Annotated in this window: 17 protein-coding genes; 7 read left to right on the top strand and 10 right to left on the bottom strand. The window is 68.6% G+C overall.

The window, feature by feature from the left end:
- Positions 1-95: 95 nt before the first annotated feature.
- Positions 96-1,409 (top strand): FAD-dependent monooxygenase, encoded by a 1,314-nt coding sequence (locus EV652_RS33415; RefSeq protein WP_255512662.1) that lies wholly within the window; start codon positions 96-98, stop codon positions 1,407-1,409.
- 52 nt (positions 1,410-1,461) lie between these two features.
- Here the strand turns inward: EV652_RS33415 and EV652_RS33420 are convergent, their stop codons facing one another.
- A complete protein-coding gene (locus EV652_RS33420) occupies positions 1,462-2,283 on the bottom strand; it encodes an SCO6745 family protein (RefSeq protein ID WP_132213297.1) in 822 nt (273 codons plus the stop codon).
- A gap of 210 nt (positions 2,284-2,493) precedes the next feature.
- Between EV652_RS33420 and EV652_RS45520 the strand changes: the two genes are divergently transcribed.
- The 3 genes from EV652_RS45520 to EV652_RS33435 all read left to right on the top strand — a co-directional run bounded on the left by EV652_RS45520 (position 2,494) and on the right by EV652_RS33435 (position 5,036).
- A complete protein-coding gene (locus EV652_RS45520) occupies positions 2,494-3,231 on the top strand; it encodes a VOC family protein (protein WP_132213298.1) in 738 nt (245 codons plus the stop codon).
- A 264-nt stretch (positions 3,232-3,495) separates the two neighbouring features.
- On the top strand, positions 3,496-4,257 hold the full coding sequence (locus EV652_RS33430) for a DUF3626 domain-containing protein (RefSeq protein WP_242002157.1): 762 nt from the start codon (positions 3,496-3,498) through the stop codon (positions 4,255-4,257).
- A gap of 17 nt (positions 4,258-4,274) precedes the next feature.
- Positions 4,275-5,036 (top strand): alpha/beta fold hydrolase, encoded by a 762-nt coding sequence (locus EV652_RS33435; protein ID WP_132213300.1) that lies wholly within the window; start codon positions 4,275-4,277, stop codon positions 5,034-5,036.
- 3 nt (positions 5,037-5,039) lie between these two features.
- Here EV652_RS33435 and rox read toward each other — a convergent pair whose 3' ends face one another.
- From rox to EV652_RS33460, 6 genes are all read right to left on the bottom strand, one after another.
- Positions 5,040-6,464, bottom strand: coding sequence for a rifampin monooxygenase (rox, locus tag EV652_RS33440; protein WP_132213301.1), 1,425 nt, complete (start codon positions 6,462-6,464; stop codon positions 5,040-5,042).
- Positions 6,465-6,634: 170 nt separating this feature from the next.
- Positions 6,635-7,042, bottom strand: coding sequence for a YybH family protein (locus EV652_RS33445; RefSeq protein WP_132213302.1), 408 nt, complete (start codon positions 7,040-7,042; stop codon positions 6,635-6,637).
- A gap of 74 nt (positions 7,043-7,116) precedes the next feature.
- A complete protein-coding gene (locus EV652_RS33450) occupies positions 7,117-8,070 on the bottom strand; it encodes a sigma-70 family RNA polymerase sigma factor (RefSeq protein WP_132213303.1) in 954 nt (317 codons plus the stop codon).
- Positions 8,070-8,714, bottom strand: a complete 645-nt coding sequence (locus EV652_RS46265; RefSeq protein WP_369410057.1) for a hypothetical protein — start codon at positions 8,712-8,714, stop codon at positions 8,070-8,072. The genes EV652_RS33450 and EV652_RS46265 overlap by 1 nt, the downstream gene beginning before the upstream one ends.
- Complete coding sequence (locus tag EV652_RS46270) at positions 8,596-9,117, bottom strand: hypothetical protein (RefSeq protein WP_369410058.1); 522 nt, start codon at positions 9,115-9,117, stop codon at positions 8,596-8,598. The genes EV652_RS46265 and EV652_RS46270 overlap by 119 nt, the downstream gene beginning before the upstream one ends.
- Before the next feature lie 148 nt (positions 9,118-9,265).
- A complete protein-coding gene (locus tag EV652_RS33460; protein WP_132213304.1) occupies positions 9,266-10,060 on the bottom strand; it encodes a glycoside hydrolase family 16 protein in 795 nt (264 codons plus the stop codon).
- A gap of 92 nt (positions 10,061-10,152) precedes the next feature.
- Between EV652_RS33460 and sigJ the strand changes: the two genes are divergently transcribed.
- Positions 10,153-11,031: an RNA polymerase sigma factor SigJ gene (gene sigJ / locus EV652_RS33465; protein WP_132213305.1), complete on the top strand. Its 879-nt coding sequence runs from the start codon at positions 10,153-10,155 to the stop codon at positions 11,029-11,031.
- On the opposite strand, the gene EV652_RS33470 is transcribed toward sigJ, so the two are convergent.
- Positions 10,979-11,788, bottom strand: coding sequence for a phosphotransferase family protein (locus EV652_RS33470; protein ID WP_132213306.1), 810 nt, complete (start codon positions 11,786-11,788; stop codon positions 10,979-10,981). The genes sigJ and EV652_RS33470 overlap by 53 nt on opposite strands.
- An 86-nt stretch (positions 11,789-11,874) precedes the next feature.
- Here EV652_RS33470 and EV652_RS33475 point away from each other — a divergent pair, with 86 nt between their 5' ends.
- On the top strand, positions 11,875-13,155 hold the full coding sequence (locus EV652_RS33475; protein ID WP_132213307.1) for an FAD-binding oxidoreductase: 1,281 nt from the start codon (positions 11,875-11,877) through the stop codon (positions 13,153-13,155).
- 55 nt (positions 13,156-13,210) lie between these two features.
- Here the strand turns inward: EV652_RS33475 and EV652_RS33480 are convergent, their stop codons facing one another.
- Positions 13,211-14,173 carry a VldE C-terminal domain-containing protein gene (locus EV652_RS33480; RefSeq protein WP_242002158.1) on the bottom strand — a complete coding sequence of 321 codons (963 nt, stop codon included), beginning with the start codon at positions 14,171-14,173 and terminating at the stop codon, positions 13,211-13,213.
- Between the two features lie 194 nt (positions 14,174-14,367).
- Entirely contained in the window at positions 14,368-15,003 is a 636-nt protein-coding gene (locus EV652_RS33485; RefSeq protein WP_132213308.1) for a TetR/AcrR family transcriptional regulator, read from the bottom strand.
- Positions 15,004-15,058: 55 nt separating this feature from the next.
- On the opposite strand from EV652_RS33485, the gene EV652_RS33490 reads away from it, so the two are divergent.
- Entirely contained in the window at positions 15,059-15,577 is a 519-nt protein-coding gene (locus EV652_RS33490; RefSeq protein ID WP_132213309.1) for an ester cyclase, read from the top strand.
- Positions 15,578-15,613 lie beyond the last annotated feature (36 nt).

The raw sequence follows: 15,613 nt of genomic DNA on the forward strand, positions 1-15,613 counted from the left end.
GGCCTCGCCCGAACCACAGAGAGACGGCGTCAGCGGGCAACCACCCCCATTTTCAGCCCGGAACGGGCCGCCCCGACAGGGAGGATCGGAGACTACTGCCCGTACCGCAGACCCGGATGGAGCGGGTGCTGGCCGACCGCGCCGCCGAGCTGGGCGTCGAGGTCCGCAGAGGCCACGAGCTGACCGGGCTGTCCCAGCACGCCGACGCCGTCACCGTCGAGGTCGTCGGCCCGACCGGGCGTTATGAGATCAGCAGCCGCTACGTGGTCGGGGCAGACGGCGCACACAGTACGACGCGCAAACTCGCCGGCATCGAATTTCCGGGCGCGGCAAGCGATGACATCGTCACCCGCATCGCAGAAGTCGCCGTACCCAATGAGTTCGTCGACCCCGCCACCGGTGGGCTGAACCTGCCTGGCTACGGCCACATCTCACCGATGTATCACCGCACCGAACGGGGGGTCTTCGCCCACGCGCGGTTTCCGTCCCGACCGGATCTGGTGTTCACGGTCGAGTGGGCCACAGACGGGATCGATACCGACGCACCGTTGAACCTCGAGGAGGTTCACGACAGCATCTACCGGGTCATGGGCGCGGACCTGCCGCTGCGACCACCCGAAGGTCGAGGGCCGCATCGGCTGGACCGGTCGATCGGCGTCAATACCCGCCTGGCCGACCGGTATCACGACGGCCGGGTGCTGCTCGTCGGCGACGCTGCCCACGTGCACTTCGTGATCGGGGGGCCGGGACTCAACCTCGGCCTGCAAGACGCGATCAACCTCGGCTGGAAACTGGCGGCTGTGATCCACGGCTGGGCGCCTCCCGGGCTGCTGGACACCTACGGCGCCGAGCGGCGGCCGGTCGGTGAGCGAGTCGCCATGCACAGCCAGGCCCAGCTCGCTCTGCTGGCCCCCGGCGCCGAGGTCACGGCATTGCGCGAACTGTTCACCGAGCTACTACGTGACCAGCACACCGCGGCGCACATCGCGAACATGATGGCAGGCGCGGACATCTGCTACGACATGGGAACCGAGAGCACTCACACGCTCATCGGCCGCTGGGCTCCCGACTTGCTCCTCGACACCGGCAACGGCCCGGTCCGGCTCGCCGACCTGACCACCACCGCTCGGCCACTGCTGGTGGACTGCACCGAAAACGCTTGCCTTGCAACGGAAGCCGACGGATGGCGCGACCGCATCGATATCGTCACCGCGCACACCAGCAACACCGCGGCCACCGGTCTGCTGCTGCGCCCGGACTGCTACATCGCCTGGGCCACCGACTCCCCGGACCCAGGCCCGCACGAGCGCGAATCGATGCGCACCGCCCTCACCACCTGGTTCGGCACCGCCCAGCGGCCGTCACAGCGTCGTCCCGTCCCGCCCCGAAGCGCAGCCGGCCCGCGGTGATCGCCTCGTTCACGTGGCGGTAGCCCAGCCCGCCTCATGACCAGGTACAGCTCTAGTAGCCGACAGAGTTGATCGTTGCCGCGAGCGGCTCGAGGTCGGCGATGAGCTGGTCCACCTCGCCCGGCTCCAGGCCGTCGTACGCCGGAGCCGCGAGGGCGTCGGTGACCGACTCGATGCGATCCTTGGTCTCGCGCCCGGCGGCGGTGAACCCAGCCGAGGCATCGACGAGACCGCGAGCGCGCAGACCGTCCACGACCGCGGCCAGTTGCGTCGGCGTGAGGGGGTTCAACCTGCCGTACTCCTCTGGCTTCATGCCCTGGGAGATCGCGTGGAGCACGTGAGCCTCCTGCCCGTCGATGCCGGCGGAGACCAGCGCGGCAAGGTGGCCGTCGCCGCGGTGCTCGCGCAGCAGCGTCGCCGCATGCCAGAGCCGGGCGACCGGCTCGTCAGGCACGGGGAGCGACCGCAGGGCGGCGTACAGGATCCGTCCATCCATCGGCGCATTGGTCGCCACCCGGGTGGCGAGGTCGGCGGCGCGGGCGAGCGCGGGGGTGTCGGCCAAGTCGCCGAGGATGCGCCGCAGCGCTGTGACGCTGCCTTTCTGGCGGGCGGCGAGCACGGCTTCGGGGGTGGCGATGTCCCAGACGCTCGGGATGCAGGCGGCGACCTCGCCGGGAGCGAAGTTGTAGAAGAGCGCATCCACCACCTCGGCCGGGACCCGGCCCAGCGGTGCGGACCGCGCGGCGAAGTAGCCAGGCCAGTAGCCCTCGTATCCGAGGGCCTGGAGTTCCTCGGTCGGCTCGTCGGACATGTAGGCGACGAGGTGGATTGGTTCCAGCAGTTGCTGACACAGGCGGCGCGCGATGGGTTCCATGCGAGTGTCCTTGGTAGAGGTTGAAGGTTTCGGGTCGGAGCCGGCGGGGGCGGTGGTGGTGTAGGTGGCGGACATCGTGACCTCCAGTGGTGAACCGACCGGCCCGTTGCTGGTCTCTCACCCTGGCTACGAACGGCCTCGACCCCGTTCGACATGCTTCCGAGAATTTCTCAAGCTTCTTTTCGTGAGTTGGGCATAGGTTTAGGCGGCATGGCGCTGCGACTCGTTCAGGTGAATTTCAAAGCTCGGGATGACTCAGCGCTCGGCCGGTTCTGGGCGGACGCGCTCGACTGGGGTGTTTCCAGCTCGGAACCCGGTGCGACCAGTGTCAGGCCCGTGGGTTCCGCCTGGCCGCTCCCCGCCGCCGTCAGCGTCGATGTCATCGCCGTCCCGGACCCCGAAACAGTGAAGTACCGCGCACACATCGAACTCGCCACCACCTCCCCGGCCCATCACGCGGAGTTGGTCGCGCGCTTGGAGGAGCTCGGTGCGACGCCCGCCGACGTGGGCCTGGGCGGCTTCCCGCGGACAGCGCTGGCCGACCCGGAGGGCAACGTGTTCTGCGTCCTGGAGCCTCAGGAGATCTACCGGGACACCGGGCCGATCGCCGCGGTGGTGGTCAACTGTGCGGATCCGCGGGCCATGGCCCGGTTCTGGGGCGAGGCGATGGACTGGACCGTGCACGAGGTGACCGACGATCATGCGAGGCTGCGGTCGGCCAAGGGAGTCGGGCCGTACCTGGAATTCCTCCGCACGTCCCATCTGAAGGACAGGTGGAACCGCGTCCATCTCGACCTGCTGCCTTACCCCGTTGACGGAAAAGCGGCGGAGGTGGCCCGGCTTGAGGCGCTCGGCGCGACGCTCGCAGACGTAGGCCAGGGCGACGTACCGTGGACGGTTCTGGCCGACCCGGAAGGCAACGAGTTCTGCGTCCTCGGCCCGGCCTGACACGCAGCCTCCCCGCCTGGCCCGCACGTTCAGGTGGCCTTTTGCTTGGGGATGATGGGAACGAGGCCTAGGGGGCGCGCGTGGATGTCAGGGACCTGCCAGCTGAACTGACTGGTCACTCAGGACCCGGCGATGGGCGCGAGCTGCCGGACGAGCCGGACTTGGTCGACGTCGGGGACTCGGGTTCCGGCGACGGCTGACGACGTGGAGGACTCGGTTGCGCGGGCGTTGGAGCATGTGGCAGGGCTCGCGTCGGGTGGGGCGGTGGATCCTGCGTGGCGGGTGACGCTGAACTTTCACCCTGATCGGTGGGTTGGGCAACGGCTCATGGTGGACGCGCTGCTGGCCGACGGGGCATATGTGTCGCAGTTCGTCACCGGAACCGGAAACGGTGGGCTGAGTGCGCATCCCGGCGGCGAGCGGTGGCGGTGGGAGAGCAGGATGTTCGGTGGGGCGTACGACGACGCTCCCGCGCGCGTGCGACCCGTGTACGGCGCACTGAACTTCCGGCGGAAGGCGGTCGGTGGTGCGGCGCGGTTCGGGTCGGCGCATCTCCGGCTGGCTGCCGACGTGCTGTCCCGGTCGACGTTCTGCTATCCCGACAGTTGCTTCGAGCCGGCTCTCTTCGGTGTCGCGGGGCGGATGGGTCTCGTCGCGGTGGCCGAGGCGGACGAGGTCGACGTACTCGATGACTACGTCGAGGCGCAGGTGCACGGACCGGTGCGGTTGGATCGGGATGTCGAGGCTCTGGTGCTGGATCCCAGCTATCGCGGCTCCGCGGTCGAGTCGGCGGCACGGCGGCTCTCCTGTCCGGTGGAGTGGCATCCCGGGTTTCGGCTGACCGTCGATGAGTTGCGGCGGCATCCGACGTACCGCGGTCCGCAGTACGTCGACCTTGGCACGCGGATCGCGGTCGACGGGGTGTTGACGCCCCGGGTGATCGGTGCGGCTGTTGGTCGCCACGATGAGCAGGATCTGAAGCGGGTGTGGCACTACGTGGCGCGGTTCGGTGCAGTGGCTCCTTGAGGTGTCAGGGTGGGGATATGGAGCTGCAGATTCCGGTGGGTGGGGGCGAGGTTTGGGCTGAGCATGTGGCTGGGCCGGGGGTGCCGGTGGTGTTGTTGCATCCGGGGGTGGGGGATTCGCGGGTGTGGGATCCGGTGATGCCTCGCTTGGTGGAGCGGCATCGGGTGGTTCGGTACGACGTCCGCGGGTATGGGCGGTCCGCGTTGCCGACGAGTGAGTTCTCGTTGGTCGAGGATCTGGTGACTGTGCTCGATCAGCTGGGGCTCGAGCAGGTGGTACTGGTCGGGTGCAGCATGGGCGGGGATACGGCGCTCAGTCTTGCGCTGAACGATCCGGCTCGGGTGCGGGCGCTCGTACTGCTGTGTCCGGGAGTGAGTGGGTTCCCGTGGCCGGACGAGCCTGAGCTTGATGCGCAGTCCAAGGCCCTGCGCGAGGCCCGTGATGTTCCCGGAATGGTGCAGCTCGGACTGAGCTTGTGGGCAGCAGCCGGAGCCGACGAGGCAGCGGTCGCCCAGCTGGAAGCGGCAGTGCCGGCGTGGTTCGACCAATCGGACTACTTGCGGAAGGACCCACCGGTCTACGACCGCCTCCACGAAATCCAAGCGCCGTCCGTAGTGATGGTCGGCGACAAGGACCGCCCGATCCTCGCCGCCGTCGCCGGTGCCGCCGCAGCCCGCATCCCCGGCTGCGAGTTCATCTGGCTACCCGGGGCCGACCATCTGCCAAGCCTTCGCAACCCGGACCAGGTGGCCGAGACCATCCTCCGCCTGGGGAGCTAGCGCTCAGCCGGCGGCGCCGAACCACTCGGACAGGTGGCTGTTCAGGTCCTGCTGGTCCTCACCGACCCAGGCCACGTAGCCGTCCGGGCGCAGCAAGGCCGCGGGCAGGTCGAGCTCCTCGCTGACATCCGCGACGTACTCGACTCGATCTTCCCAGCCCGCCACCGAGAGCCGGCCGGTCCGGTCGAGCAGCAGTCCGCGGCCGGTCTGCATCCGCTCGTAGAGACGTCCGCTTTTCAGCCCCACGTCCCGCATCCGCCGGCCGAGCAGGGCATGGCCCTCGCCGAAGTCGTAGCGGATCCCGATCCCGGTGATCTTCTCGATCAGGTACGTGTGCACCTCCTCGAGGTCCATCAGCTCCGACACCAGCCGACGTACCGCCTGAGGCCCCGGCTCGATCGACATCAGCTCGCTCTGAGCGCGCGTGTTGTCCAGTACGGCGGCGGCCACCGGATGCCGTTCGGTGTGGTAGCTGTCCAGCAGCCCCTCCGGCGCCCAGCCACCGACTTCGGCGGCCAGCTTCCAGCCGAGGTTGAACGCGTCCTGGATGCCGAGGTTGAGGCCCTGCCCGCCGAGTGGCGGGTGGACATGCGCCGCGTCGCCGGCCAGCAGCACCCGGCCGTCCCGATAGCGGTCCGCCAGCCGGGTGGCGTCGCCGAAGCGGGACAGCCAGCGCGGTGAGTGCACGCCGAAGTCGGTACCGGCGAACACCTGCAGCTGCTGCTTCAGCTCGTCCATGGTCGGTGGGACCGTGCGGTCCTCGGCCACACTCGCAGCGGGTACGACGACGCGGTACACGCCGTCGCCGGACGGCCCGACGCCGAACCTCAGATCGGTCTTGCGGATTTCGGTCACGACGGCGACCACCTCCTCCAGCGGAGCGGTCAGCTCCATCTCGCCCAGCAGCCACTGGGTCTTGGGCGGTTCGCCGGGGAAGCCGATGCCGAGCAGCTTGCGCACCGCGCTGCGGCCACCGTCGCACCCGACGAGGTAGCGCGAGCGCAGCTGCGTGCCGTCGGCCAGTTCGGCGGTCACCCCGTCGTCGTCCTGGCTCACCCCGCCCAGTTCGGCGCCGCGCCGGATCTCGACGCCGAGCTCGGTGGCGTGCTCGGTCAGCAGCCGCTCGACGATGGGCTGCTGGATACCGAGGGTGAACGGATATGCGGTGTCCAGCCGGACCGTCTGCGGCTTGGCGATACCGGCGAAGTGATTACCGACCGGGTGCTGTGTGCCGAGCTCGAGGAACCGCTCCAGCAGGCCGCGCTGGTCCATCACCTCGACGCTGCGCGCGTGCAGGCCGAGCGCGCGAACCTCCTTGGTCGGCTCCGCCAACTTCTCCAGCACGAGCACGTCCACGCCGTGCAGCCGCAGCTCACTGGCCAGCATCACACCGGTCGGTCCGCCGCCCGCAATGATCACGTCAGTCATCAAACCCCCACGTTTTCCAGCAGATTCTGGCTTCGGCCGACGATTCTGCAGGACCCCCCGGGCCTTGCGGCAAGTCCCCCAGTGCGATATATGTTGGATGTGGCAAGGAGATGCGCTCTCCTTGCCCTTTCCTTTGTCCTCGGCAACCTGTCGCCCGGTTCCCCCTTGTGCTACGCCGGTTCTGGGGTGTCCAGGGGGAAGGAGTGGTGTTCGTGGGTGACCTGCCAGCGGCCGGCTGCTTTGTGGAGTCCGATGGTCAGGCGGAGGCGGAGCGCCGGGTTGGCCTTGTGCTCGTCGGGTGTGCCGCACAGCAGTAGGGCGTAGGCGAAGGCGACGTCCTCGCCCGCGGTGACCTCGAGGGACTCCAGTGCGAAGGACGCACCCGACCGTTGCCATTCGAAGAAGCCGGGCCAGGTGTCGCGGTAGGCGTCCAGCCCGCGCACTCCGTCGTACGGCGGGGGTACGTCGAACATCACGATGTCCGGGGCGTGGTCGGCCAGAACCGTGTCCAGGTCGCCGGCGTGCACCGCGGTGACCCAGTTCTCGATCAGCGTGCGGACTTCCTGCTCGTTCGTCATGTTTCCGTCCTAGCTCGAAGAAGTGATCGTCACAGCTAGAACCCCGGCCAGGGGCGGAAACTCATCGCAAGGGATCAGAAAACTTCCGCAGGCAGCCCGAACGAGTCGAAATCGGCGTCCAGGAACGAGACGACCTCGACGATCTCCGACCCGCGGACGCCGATCACGTCCAGCCCGCCCGGGACGTACCGGTCGACGTCCCAGAGGTACGTCCCGAACGCCAACTGCCCGTTCGCCCGCGCCGGCAGGAACCGCCATCTCTCCCGCAGCGGACCGTCCAGCAGGAACCGCCGAATCCCGGCCCGCCCCGAGAACCACTGCAGCAACGGCGGCATCGAGTACTTCGCGTCATCCGCCAGCATCGCCACGATCGCGTCGACGTTGCCGGCCTCCCACGCAGCCATGTACCGCCGTACCAAGTCACGCTGCGCAGACTCCCCCAGCTCCCGCAGCGTCTTCTGCTGAGTCGGCTGGATGGAGCTCAGCACGGAACGAGCCCGCTGCAGCGCACTGTTCACCGCGGCATCCGACGTCTCCAGCAGTTCGGCCACCTCACGAGCGGCAAATGCCAGTACGTCGCGCAGCAGCAGGACTGCACGCTGTAGCGCGGACAGGTGCTGCAGCGACGCCACAAACGCCAGTTCCACCGACTCCAGCGCCACCACCCGTGTCTCCGGGCTCAGCTCAGCAGTCCACTCCAGCCGGCTCGACGGATAAGGCTCCAGCCACTCAGCCTCGTAGGAAGCGTCCAGGTCAGTGGGCAGCTCGCGCTTCGCACGCCTCTCGATCAGAGTGAGGCACCGGTTCGTGGCGATCTTGTAGAGCCACGGCCGGATCGAACCTCGGTCCTCGTACCGGTGGAGACCGCGCCAGGCCCGGACGAGCGTCTCCTGTACGGCGTCATCCGCGTCCGCGTCGGACCCGAGCATCCGGTAGCAATGCGCATGCAGCTCCCCACGCCACGGCCTCACCAGCTCTCCGAAGGCGTTCTCATCACCGTCTCGTGCGGAATCGAGCAGCTTACGCATTACCTGCACGCTAGCGAGTGACTGGTCCAGCGTTCCAGAGTTGCCGTGGCGTTTCCGTTGTCCACAGCCTCCCGACACCGCTCCAGACACTCTGCAAACTGCTCGAGCAGCCGCCCTTTCCCAAGCTCCAGCGTGACCAGTGCAGCCGCAGCATTCAGCAGTACGACGTCCCGCACCGGCCCTCGCTTACCGTCGACCAGACCGCGCAACACCCGCGCATTGAACGCGGCATCACCGCCACGCAGCTCAGCCAACGAGACCGGCGCCAACCCGAGCGACCGCGGGTCGAACACCACCTCTGACGCAGAGCCGTCGTACACGACCCACATGCGCGACAGCCCGGTCGTGGTCAGCTTGTCGAGCCCGTCGTCGCCACGCGCAACCAAAGCGGACCGGCCCTGCACAGCGAGCGCTCCGGCGATCACCGGCAGCATCCGCGGGTTGGCGACCCCCACCAGTTGGTGCTGAGGGTCTGCCGGGTTCAGCAACGGCCCGAGCACGTTGAACGCGGTCGGCACCGCCAACTCACGTCGTACCACTGCCACGTGGCGCAGCGCCGGGTTGAAGCGTGGAGCGAACAGGTAGGTGAGTCCGACCTCGGCAGCGACTTGCACGGCCTCGTCGGCCGACAGGTCGAGTGGCACGCCCCAGGTGCTCGACCAGGTCGGCAGAACCACCAGCGGACGACGACGCCGCACGGCCTCCGTGCTTGACCACAGTCACGCCAGTGGATGCCGCCACCACGGCCGCCATCGTCGAGATGTTCACCGCGCCGGTCCGGTCGCCGCCCGTCCCGACGATGTCCACGAACGGTCCGCGGATCCGCACCGGCGTTGCATGCGAACGCAGTACCGAAGCGAGGCCGGCGATCTCGTCGGCTGTCTCGCCCTTGGCCCGCAGGGCGATCAGGAACCCGGAGATCTGCGCTGGTGACGCGTCGCCCAGCACCAGTTGGTCCATCGCCCACGCGGTGTCCGCGGCCGTCAGGTCGGAGCCGGCCAGGAGCGCGGAGATGAGCCCGGACCAGGTCCGGAGTGTTGTTGCCATCGGCAATCCTCGGGGTGCGGGGCCACCCACGAGGAGACATGACAACGGCCGCCTCGCAGGGAGACGGCCGGGTGGTTACGCGGAAGCAGGACCGTCTACTCGACGGCCCACCAGCTACCCGCGGACAGGAACATGGCAGTGACCTTAGTCAGGCGACCAGCTCCTCCGCAACGTTCCAGCCGCGGATGTGGTCGACGGTGAAGGTCGGGACCAGGTGTGCGTCGTCGCCGACGCTGCTGTCCGGGAAATCAAACACGGCGAGCATCAGTTGCAGCGGGTACGACGGAGCACCCGAGCAACTGCGGATCGGGGTGCCGTCGACGAAGAACGTCGCCTCGCCGGAGACCCACTGGACGGCGTACGTGTGGAAGTCGGCCAGGTCGATCGGGAGGCGGATCGCCTCGAAGTCCTGCGGTACGGCTGGGTCGCGGATCGTCTTCAGTCCCATACCGACCGCGGTCGACTCGCCGGGGACGATCGCGTCGCCGAAGACCTCCATCACGCAGATCTCCCCGCACTGCTCGGGCTGTTCCTCCAGCCCGACCATCCACAGCGACACCATCGACCGCGGACTGATCTCGGCGCGGGCGTGCAGCTCGACGTACCCGCCGTTCGGCGTCCAGCCCCAGAACGGCTCCTGCTCCTCGCTGACGACCAGACCCTCCCGGTACGGCTGCTGACCGACCGTGCTCCCGACCGGGCCGGAGTAGCTGCCGGACTGGATCCCGGACACCCGCAGGTCCGGCTTGTGGTCGCCGTCGCACCACAGGCCTTGGTCAGGCGGGATGCTCAGCGTCAGGCAGGAGCCACCCAGCTCGTACGTCGCTGCTGACGCCGTCCGCGAGCTCCACTGCGGCAGGTAGTACGGCGACCACACGGACGAGTCCAGCGCGGATCCGTCGAAGTGGTCCTCGAACACAAGGTCACCACGGGTCTCTGGCATGACCCCATCATGGTCCCTGGTCTGGCCCTGTCACATCATGGTGCCGCGATCCGTCAGGGGATTTGACGGAGTACGACGGGAGACTGGGACCAGTGGACGAGCACGACCAGCTTGCGCGGCAGTTCGAGCAGCACCGGGGGCACTTGCGGGCGGTGGCGTACCGGATGCTCGGTTCGCTGGCGGAGGCCGAGGACGCGGTGCAGGAGGCATGGCTGCGGTTGAGCCGGTCGGACGTGAGCGACGTCGGCAACCTGGCCGGCTGGCTGACGACGGTCGTGTCGCGGGTCTGCCTGGACACCCTGCGTAGTCGCAAGTCGCGTCGTGAGGACTTCGTGCCGGACCCGATCGTGACGCGGGAGGACAGCGGGCCGGGGCCGGAGGAGCAGGCGGTCCAGGCGGATGCGATCGGTCTCGCGCTGCTCGTCGTACTGGAGACGCTGGCGCCCGCGGAGCGGCTGGCGTTCGTGCTGCACGACATGTTCGGGGTCAGCTTCGACGAGATCGCGACGATTGTGGACAAGACGCCGGCGGCGACGCGGCAGCTGGCCAGCCGGGCGCGGCGGCGGGTGCAGGGCAAGCCGGTGGGTGACGGCGATCCGGGGCGTCAGCGGGAGATCGTCAACGCCTTCCTGGCTGCCTCGCGGGGCGGGGACTTCGAGGCGCTGCTCGCGCTGCTCGATCCGGACGTCGTACTGCGTGCCGACGCCGGTCCGGCGACCGCGGCGTTCGCGGGTCCGGCCGTGTCCAAGCTGGTCCGGGGTGCGCGGGCGGTGGTCGAGCAGGCGCTGCTGTTCAGCCGGATGGCGCCGTACACCGAGCTCGCCCTGGTCAACGGCCTGCCAGGCACCGCCACCGTCGTCAACGGCCGACTGATGGGCGTCATGGACCTCAAGGTCGTCGACGGCAAGATCACCGAGATCAACATTCTGGCCGACCTCGATCGCCTCGAGCAGCTCCCGATCCCGGCCTGACGAGCGCCAACACCCTCCTGGCCTGCGCTTCCGCCGTACCGGGAGGGTTCCGCGCGGCACTCGGTCCACCCGGCCCGACCAACGTGAGCCAGAACGCGGCCCACAAGCAGCGCGCTGCGTGGAATCGATCCAGGTCGACGGCAAACCGCTCGGCGAAGCCCGTCCAGTCCGTGCCGCGCCCGGAGAGGTGCTCGACCAGATTGGCGAGCTCGACGGCCAGGTCGCCGCGCCCCGCGTCCTCGAAGTCGACGATGCGGACCCGCCTGCCGTCCCAGAGGTAGTTCTCCAGGTTCGGATCCCCATGCGCGACGACCGGATCGGGTACGTCGCTCAGCTCGTCAGCCGTGGTGTCGAGCCAGGCCCGGGCAGCCGAGCCGATCACGCCCGGGGAGTCTCGCAGAACGGTGAGTCCGGTGTGGACCCGGTCGACGAGGGACGCAAGGTCGATCGGTGGCAGGTCATCGGGCGGTATCGACCAGAGCGCTCGGAGGGCGTTGGCCAGGGCATCGAGCTGCGGCCGGGTGAGGGACGGGCCGAGCGGGACACCCGGAACGACTGTCATCGAGATGGACGGGGTAGAGCGGCCGCCGGAGCCTGTAGCACTCGTCCGGTCGAGGGGAGCGGGGACGAGATCGGGTGCGTGCCGGGAGACCAACTCCAGGGCTGCCCACTCGCGGCCGGGCTCGTCGCGGGGCCAGGAGACGTACCGCTTCGTGAGGACCGAGCCGGTGACTTCGACCGCATGTGTAGGTGCCATCCAGAGAAGTTTGGCGGACGTGTCGATTACCGCCGAGCCCCTTCGACGTATCGGTAGAAGCGCGAGAGCCGAAGGAGTGGATTGGGATGACGACGCAGACGGTGGCACCGGTTGCGAGCGACGTGGTGGCAGGCCTGTTGGGCGCCGGGTTCAACGGTGCGATCAGGCTCCCGGGCGACGCGGAGTACGACGTACAGCGGAAGTCCGTGATCCCGACGGTCGACTCGCGGCCGCTCGTGGTCGTCGAGGCGTACAGCCGGACCGACGTCCAGGCTGCGGTGCGGTCGGCGCGTGAGTACGGGCTGCCGATCGCGGTCCAGGCGACCGGTCACGGTACCCGGGTCCCGGCCGACGGCGGCATCCTGCTGAAGACGACCCCGATGACCTCGGTCCTGATCGACCCCGAGCGCCGGATCGCCAAGGTCGCGCCGGGTGTGCGCTGGGCTGCGGTGATCGACGCCGCCGGGCAGTTCGGCCTCGCGCCGTTGTCGGGCTCGCACCGCGACGTCGGCGTCACCGGTTACACCCTCGGCGGCGGCGTCGGCTGGCTCGCCCGGAAGTACGGGTTCGCGGCCGACAGCGTGATCCGCGCCGAGGTCGTCACCGCCGACGGCCGGTTCGTCACCGCCAGCGCAGAGCATCACCCGGACCTGTTCTGGGCGATCCGCGGCGGCACCGGCAACTTCGGCATTGTCACGTCCCTGGAGTTCCGGCTGTACCCGGTCCGCCAGGTGCACGCCGGCATCGTGTACTACGGCAACGATCGCGCGGCCGACATCCTGCGCCGTTACCGCGACTGGACGACCACGATCCCGAACGAGCTGAGCACCGCCGTCGTCCTGACCCGCGTCCCCGGCACCGAGCAACGCGCCGTCGCGATCAAGGTCATGTACGCCGGTGAGGCCGAAGTGGCCGAACACCTGCTGAAGCCGCTGTTCGAGGTCGCCGGGCCGCAACTGGCCGGCGAACTCCGGACGACCGAGTACGGCGAGGCCGCGATGGGCGGAACGCCGGCCCGGCACCTGGACTTCCTCGACGTACTCACGGACGACGTGATCGACGTGCTGACCGGGTTCGCCGACGAGGATGCGCCGACCGTGGAGATCCGGCACTGGGGTGGCGCGATGGCGCACCCGGGCCATGGCGCGGGACCGGTCGGACACCGCGATGCGTCGTACTCGCTGATCGTCGACCGCGAGATGCACGGCCTGCTGCCGAACTCCGGGCGCACCTTCGTGAACTTCCTCGGCGATCCGGACCGGGCGGACACGGCGTACGGCCCCGAGGACCTGCGCCGGCTGCGCGAGGTGAAGCGGGCCTACGACCCGACGAACTTCTTCCATCTGAACGCCAACATCCGGCCGTGAGACAAAAGCGACCCGGTCCCCGGGAGGGTGGGGACCGGGTCGCTCAGGGCGTTTGTCAGACCGTGCCGGAGCTGCCGTACACGGAGACGTGAACGTGGTCCATGTGGTTCGCGGTCGCACCGCCGCGATCCTCCATCCCACGCCAACCCTCACTGCTGCGCTGGACCGTCCAGATCTGCTGCTGGTAGATCAGTTCGCTGACACCCAGCTTCGTGTGGTTCGCCTTCAGCCACTCGGCGACCTCCTTGCCCTCCGAGCCGCTGACCATGATGTCGAGCGCGCGGCCGGTGGAGTGCTCGGAACCGCTGTCACCGGCGCGGAGTCCGCCGTACGACGTGATGTTCGGGAACTTCGCGCAGACGGCCCGGTGGACCCGGATCGCGTCCTGGGTCAGGCCGTCCTCGACAGCCGAACCGGACTTGCACGCGGCCTGCGAAATGGTGCCCGCGGTGCTCGCGACCGGCTTGGTGGCGGACAGGTACTGCGCCTTGACCCAACGGGACTTCTCGTCGCGGACGATCTCGGCCCAGATGCCGTCGACCTTGCCGGTGACGGAGACCTTGCTGCCCTTCGGGATGACGTCCAGCAGGGTGCCGACGACCGGAACCGACCAGACATTCACGTCGGTAGTGGTGTACTTCGAGCCGATGACCTTCGGCGGGGTCGCGGCGGCCGCTGCAGCGGCGCGGGTCTTCGTCGCGGTGGGCTTCGGGATCGGCGCCTGCTTCTTCAAGTGCTTCGCCGTGGGAGCGGCTGCCTTGGGCTTCGGCGTCGGGGTGTTGACGTTCAGCGGCGGACGGAGAGCGTCGCGGCTGATGGCCGACTCGCGCGCCAGCTGCAGGGACGAGCTGGCGATCGGGGTGTTGAGTTTGACCTCGTGGTCGGGGAGTGCGGCTGCCGAGCCGGTGGCTACCAAGGCCACCGCCGCGCCGGGAATCGCCACCTTCGCGATACCGGGCTGGATGATTTTCGGGCGCGGTTGACGGTGCCGCGCCTGTCTATGCCGTCCTGCAGTCACCTGCTTAACCCAATCTGCCGAGACCAAACCGTTATCGACCGGAGGAGTCAAGCACACAACCCGGGAAGGTTCGCAATCGGCCCGCAGTTTTAACGCATTACGAACACTCCGAGCGGGCCCCGACCGTGATCTGCACGGTATTCGGATGTAATCGTCCTGATATCAAACGCTTGGTCCACTTTCGTGGTGTCGTTTCAGCACAGAGCGTCGGTGATCGCCCGCGCGATCCAGGCGGCGTAACGCTCGAGTGACCAGCCGCGATGCAGGACCAGCAGCTCGTACAGCTCGACCGCGATGTAGGTCCACAGGACGTCGGCGACCTCCTCGACCGTGATGCCGTCGCGCAGTTGGCCGCTGTCGACCAGGTGGCGACCGAACATCGTCATCCCGACCAGCCGCTCGTCCATGAGGGTCTGCCACGTCTCGCGCAGCGTCTCGTCGTGGTGGCGGCCGTCCCGGATCAGGATCTGCACCCGGGCCGACCGCTCCTGCCGTAGCGCCAGGCCGTCGACGTACAGCGCGAGCTTCCGTCGTACGTCGGGTTCCGCCTGAATGGCGTGCGACTCGGGCCGCTCGGCCATCGGCACCGGCTCGTCGTCACCGGCGATGACGAAGTCGAAGACCGCCTTGGCCAGCGCGGCCTTGGTGCCGAAGCCCTTGTAGATGCCCTCGGCCGAGACGCCGGCGCGCTTCGCGACCGCGGTGATGGTGGTCGCCTGGAACCCGTTGGCCTCGAACAGGTCCTTGGCGGCGACCACGACGTCGCGTCGCCGTTGCCGGGCCTTGTCGCGGCGGCCGGAGGCGTCGTACTGCCTCTTGACTTCTGTCATCACCGGTCCCATGGTTTTAGATACAGGTTCACTGTATCGAATAATTGGGGGAGACATGAGTACCACGGCAAGCGTGTCGGCGAGCGAACTGGCCGTTCGCTGCATCCGGATCATGGCCGACGGCGAGCGGTCCGACTTCGAGGCGGTGGTCCATCCGGACGCGGTCAACCGGGAGGGTGACGTCGAGCCGCCGGAGTGCCGCGTCGGCGGACCCGCGGGCTACTATGCGACGGCGCTCTGGTTGCGGACCGCGTTCGCGGACCTGGCCTACGAGATCCACCACGTCGTTGCCAACGGCAACCTGGTGGCGATCCACTCGACCATGAGCGGCCGGCATGTCGCGCCGTTCGCCGTCTACACCACCGCGGGCGTGGACACGGTGTTCCCGCCGACCGGGAAGACCTTCGCGATCACGCAGTCGCACTGGCTGCGGGTCGAGGACGGCAAGGTGATCGAGCACTGGGCCAACCGCGACGACCTCGGCCAGGCCAAGCAACTCGGCTGGGTTCCGCCGACCCCGGTGTACCTGTTCCGGATGGCCCGCGCCAAGTCCCGCGCCAAGCGCGCCGCGTGACTTTGTGCACGGCTCGAGTTGGCCGAAGGCATCGCG

Origin of the sequence: Kribbella steppae, from assembly GCF_004342025.1 — a bacterium.
Taxonomy (GTDB): Bacteria; Actinomycetota; Actinomycetes; order Propionibacteriales; family Kribbellaceae; genus Kribbella; species Kribbella steppae.

What these genes read in the sequence shown, in the direction of transcription:
- EV652_RS33420 (WP_132213297.1), bottom strand. Translation starts at nt 2,283, where the DNA reads ATGGAACCCATCGCGCGCCGCCTGTGTCAGCAACTGCTGGAACCAATC.
- EV652_RS45520 (WP_132213298.1), top strand. Translation starts at nt 2,494, where the DNA reads ATGGCGCTGCGACTCGTTCAGGTGAATTTCAAAGCTCGGGATGACTCA.
- EV652_RS33435 (WP_132213300.1), top strand. Translation starts at nt 4,275, where the DNA reads ATGGAGCTGCAGATTCCGGTGGGTGGGGGCGAGGTTTGGGCTGAGCAT.
- rox (WP_132213301.1), bottom strand. Translation starts at nt 6,464, where the DNA reads ATGACTGACGTGATCATTGCGGGCGGCGGACCGACCGGTGTGATGCTG.
- EV652_RS33445 (WP_132213302.1), bottom strand. Translation starts at nt 7,042, where the DNA reads ATGACGAACGAGCAGGAAGTCCGCACGCTGATCGAGAACTGGGTCACC.
- EV652_RS33450 (WP_132213303.1), bottom strand. Translation starts at nt 8,070, where the DNA reads ATGCGTAAGCTGCTCGATTCCGCACGAGACGGTGATGAGAACGCCTTC.
- EV652_RS46270 (WP_369410058.1), bottom strand. Translation starts at nt 9,117, where the DNA reads ATGGCAACAACACTCCGGACCTGGTCCGGGCTCATCTCCGCGCTCCTG.
- EV652_RS33460 (WP_132213304.1), bottom strand. Translation starts at nt 10,060, where the DNA reads ATGCCAGAGACCCGTGGTGACCTTGTGTTCGAGGACCACTTCGACGGA.
- EV652_RS33470 (WP_132213306.1), bottom strand. Translation starts at nt 11,788, where the DNA reads ATGGCACCTACACATGCGGTCGAAGTCACCGGCTCGGTCCTCACGAAG.
- EV652_RS33475 (WP_132213307.1), top strand. Translation starts at nt 11,875, where the DNA reads ATGACGACGCAGACGGTGGCACCGGTTGCGAGCGACGTGGTGGCAGGC.
- EV652_RS33485 (WP_132213308.1), bottom strand. Translation starts at nt 15,003, where the DNA reads ATGACAGAAGTCAAGAGGCAGTACGACGCCTCCGGCCGCCGCGACAAG.
- EV652_RS33490 (WP_132213309.1), top strand. Translation starts at nt 15,059, where the DNA reads ATGAGTACCACGGCAAGCGTGTCGGCGAGCGAACTGGCCGTTCGCTGC.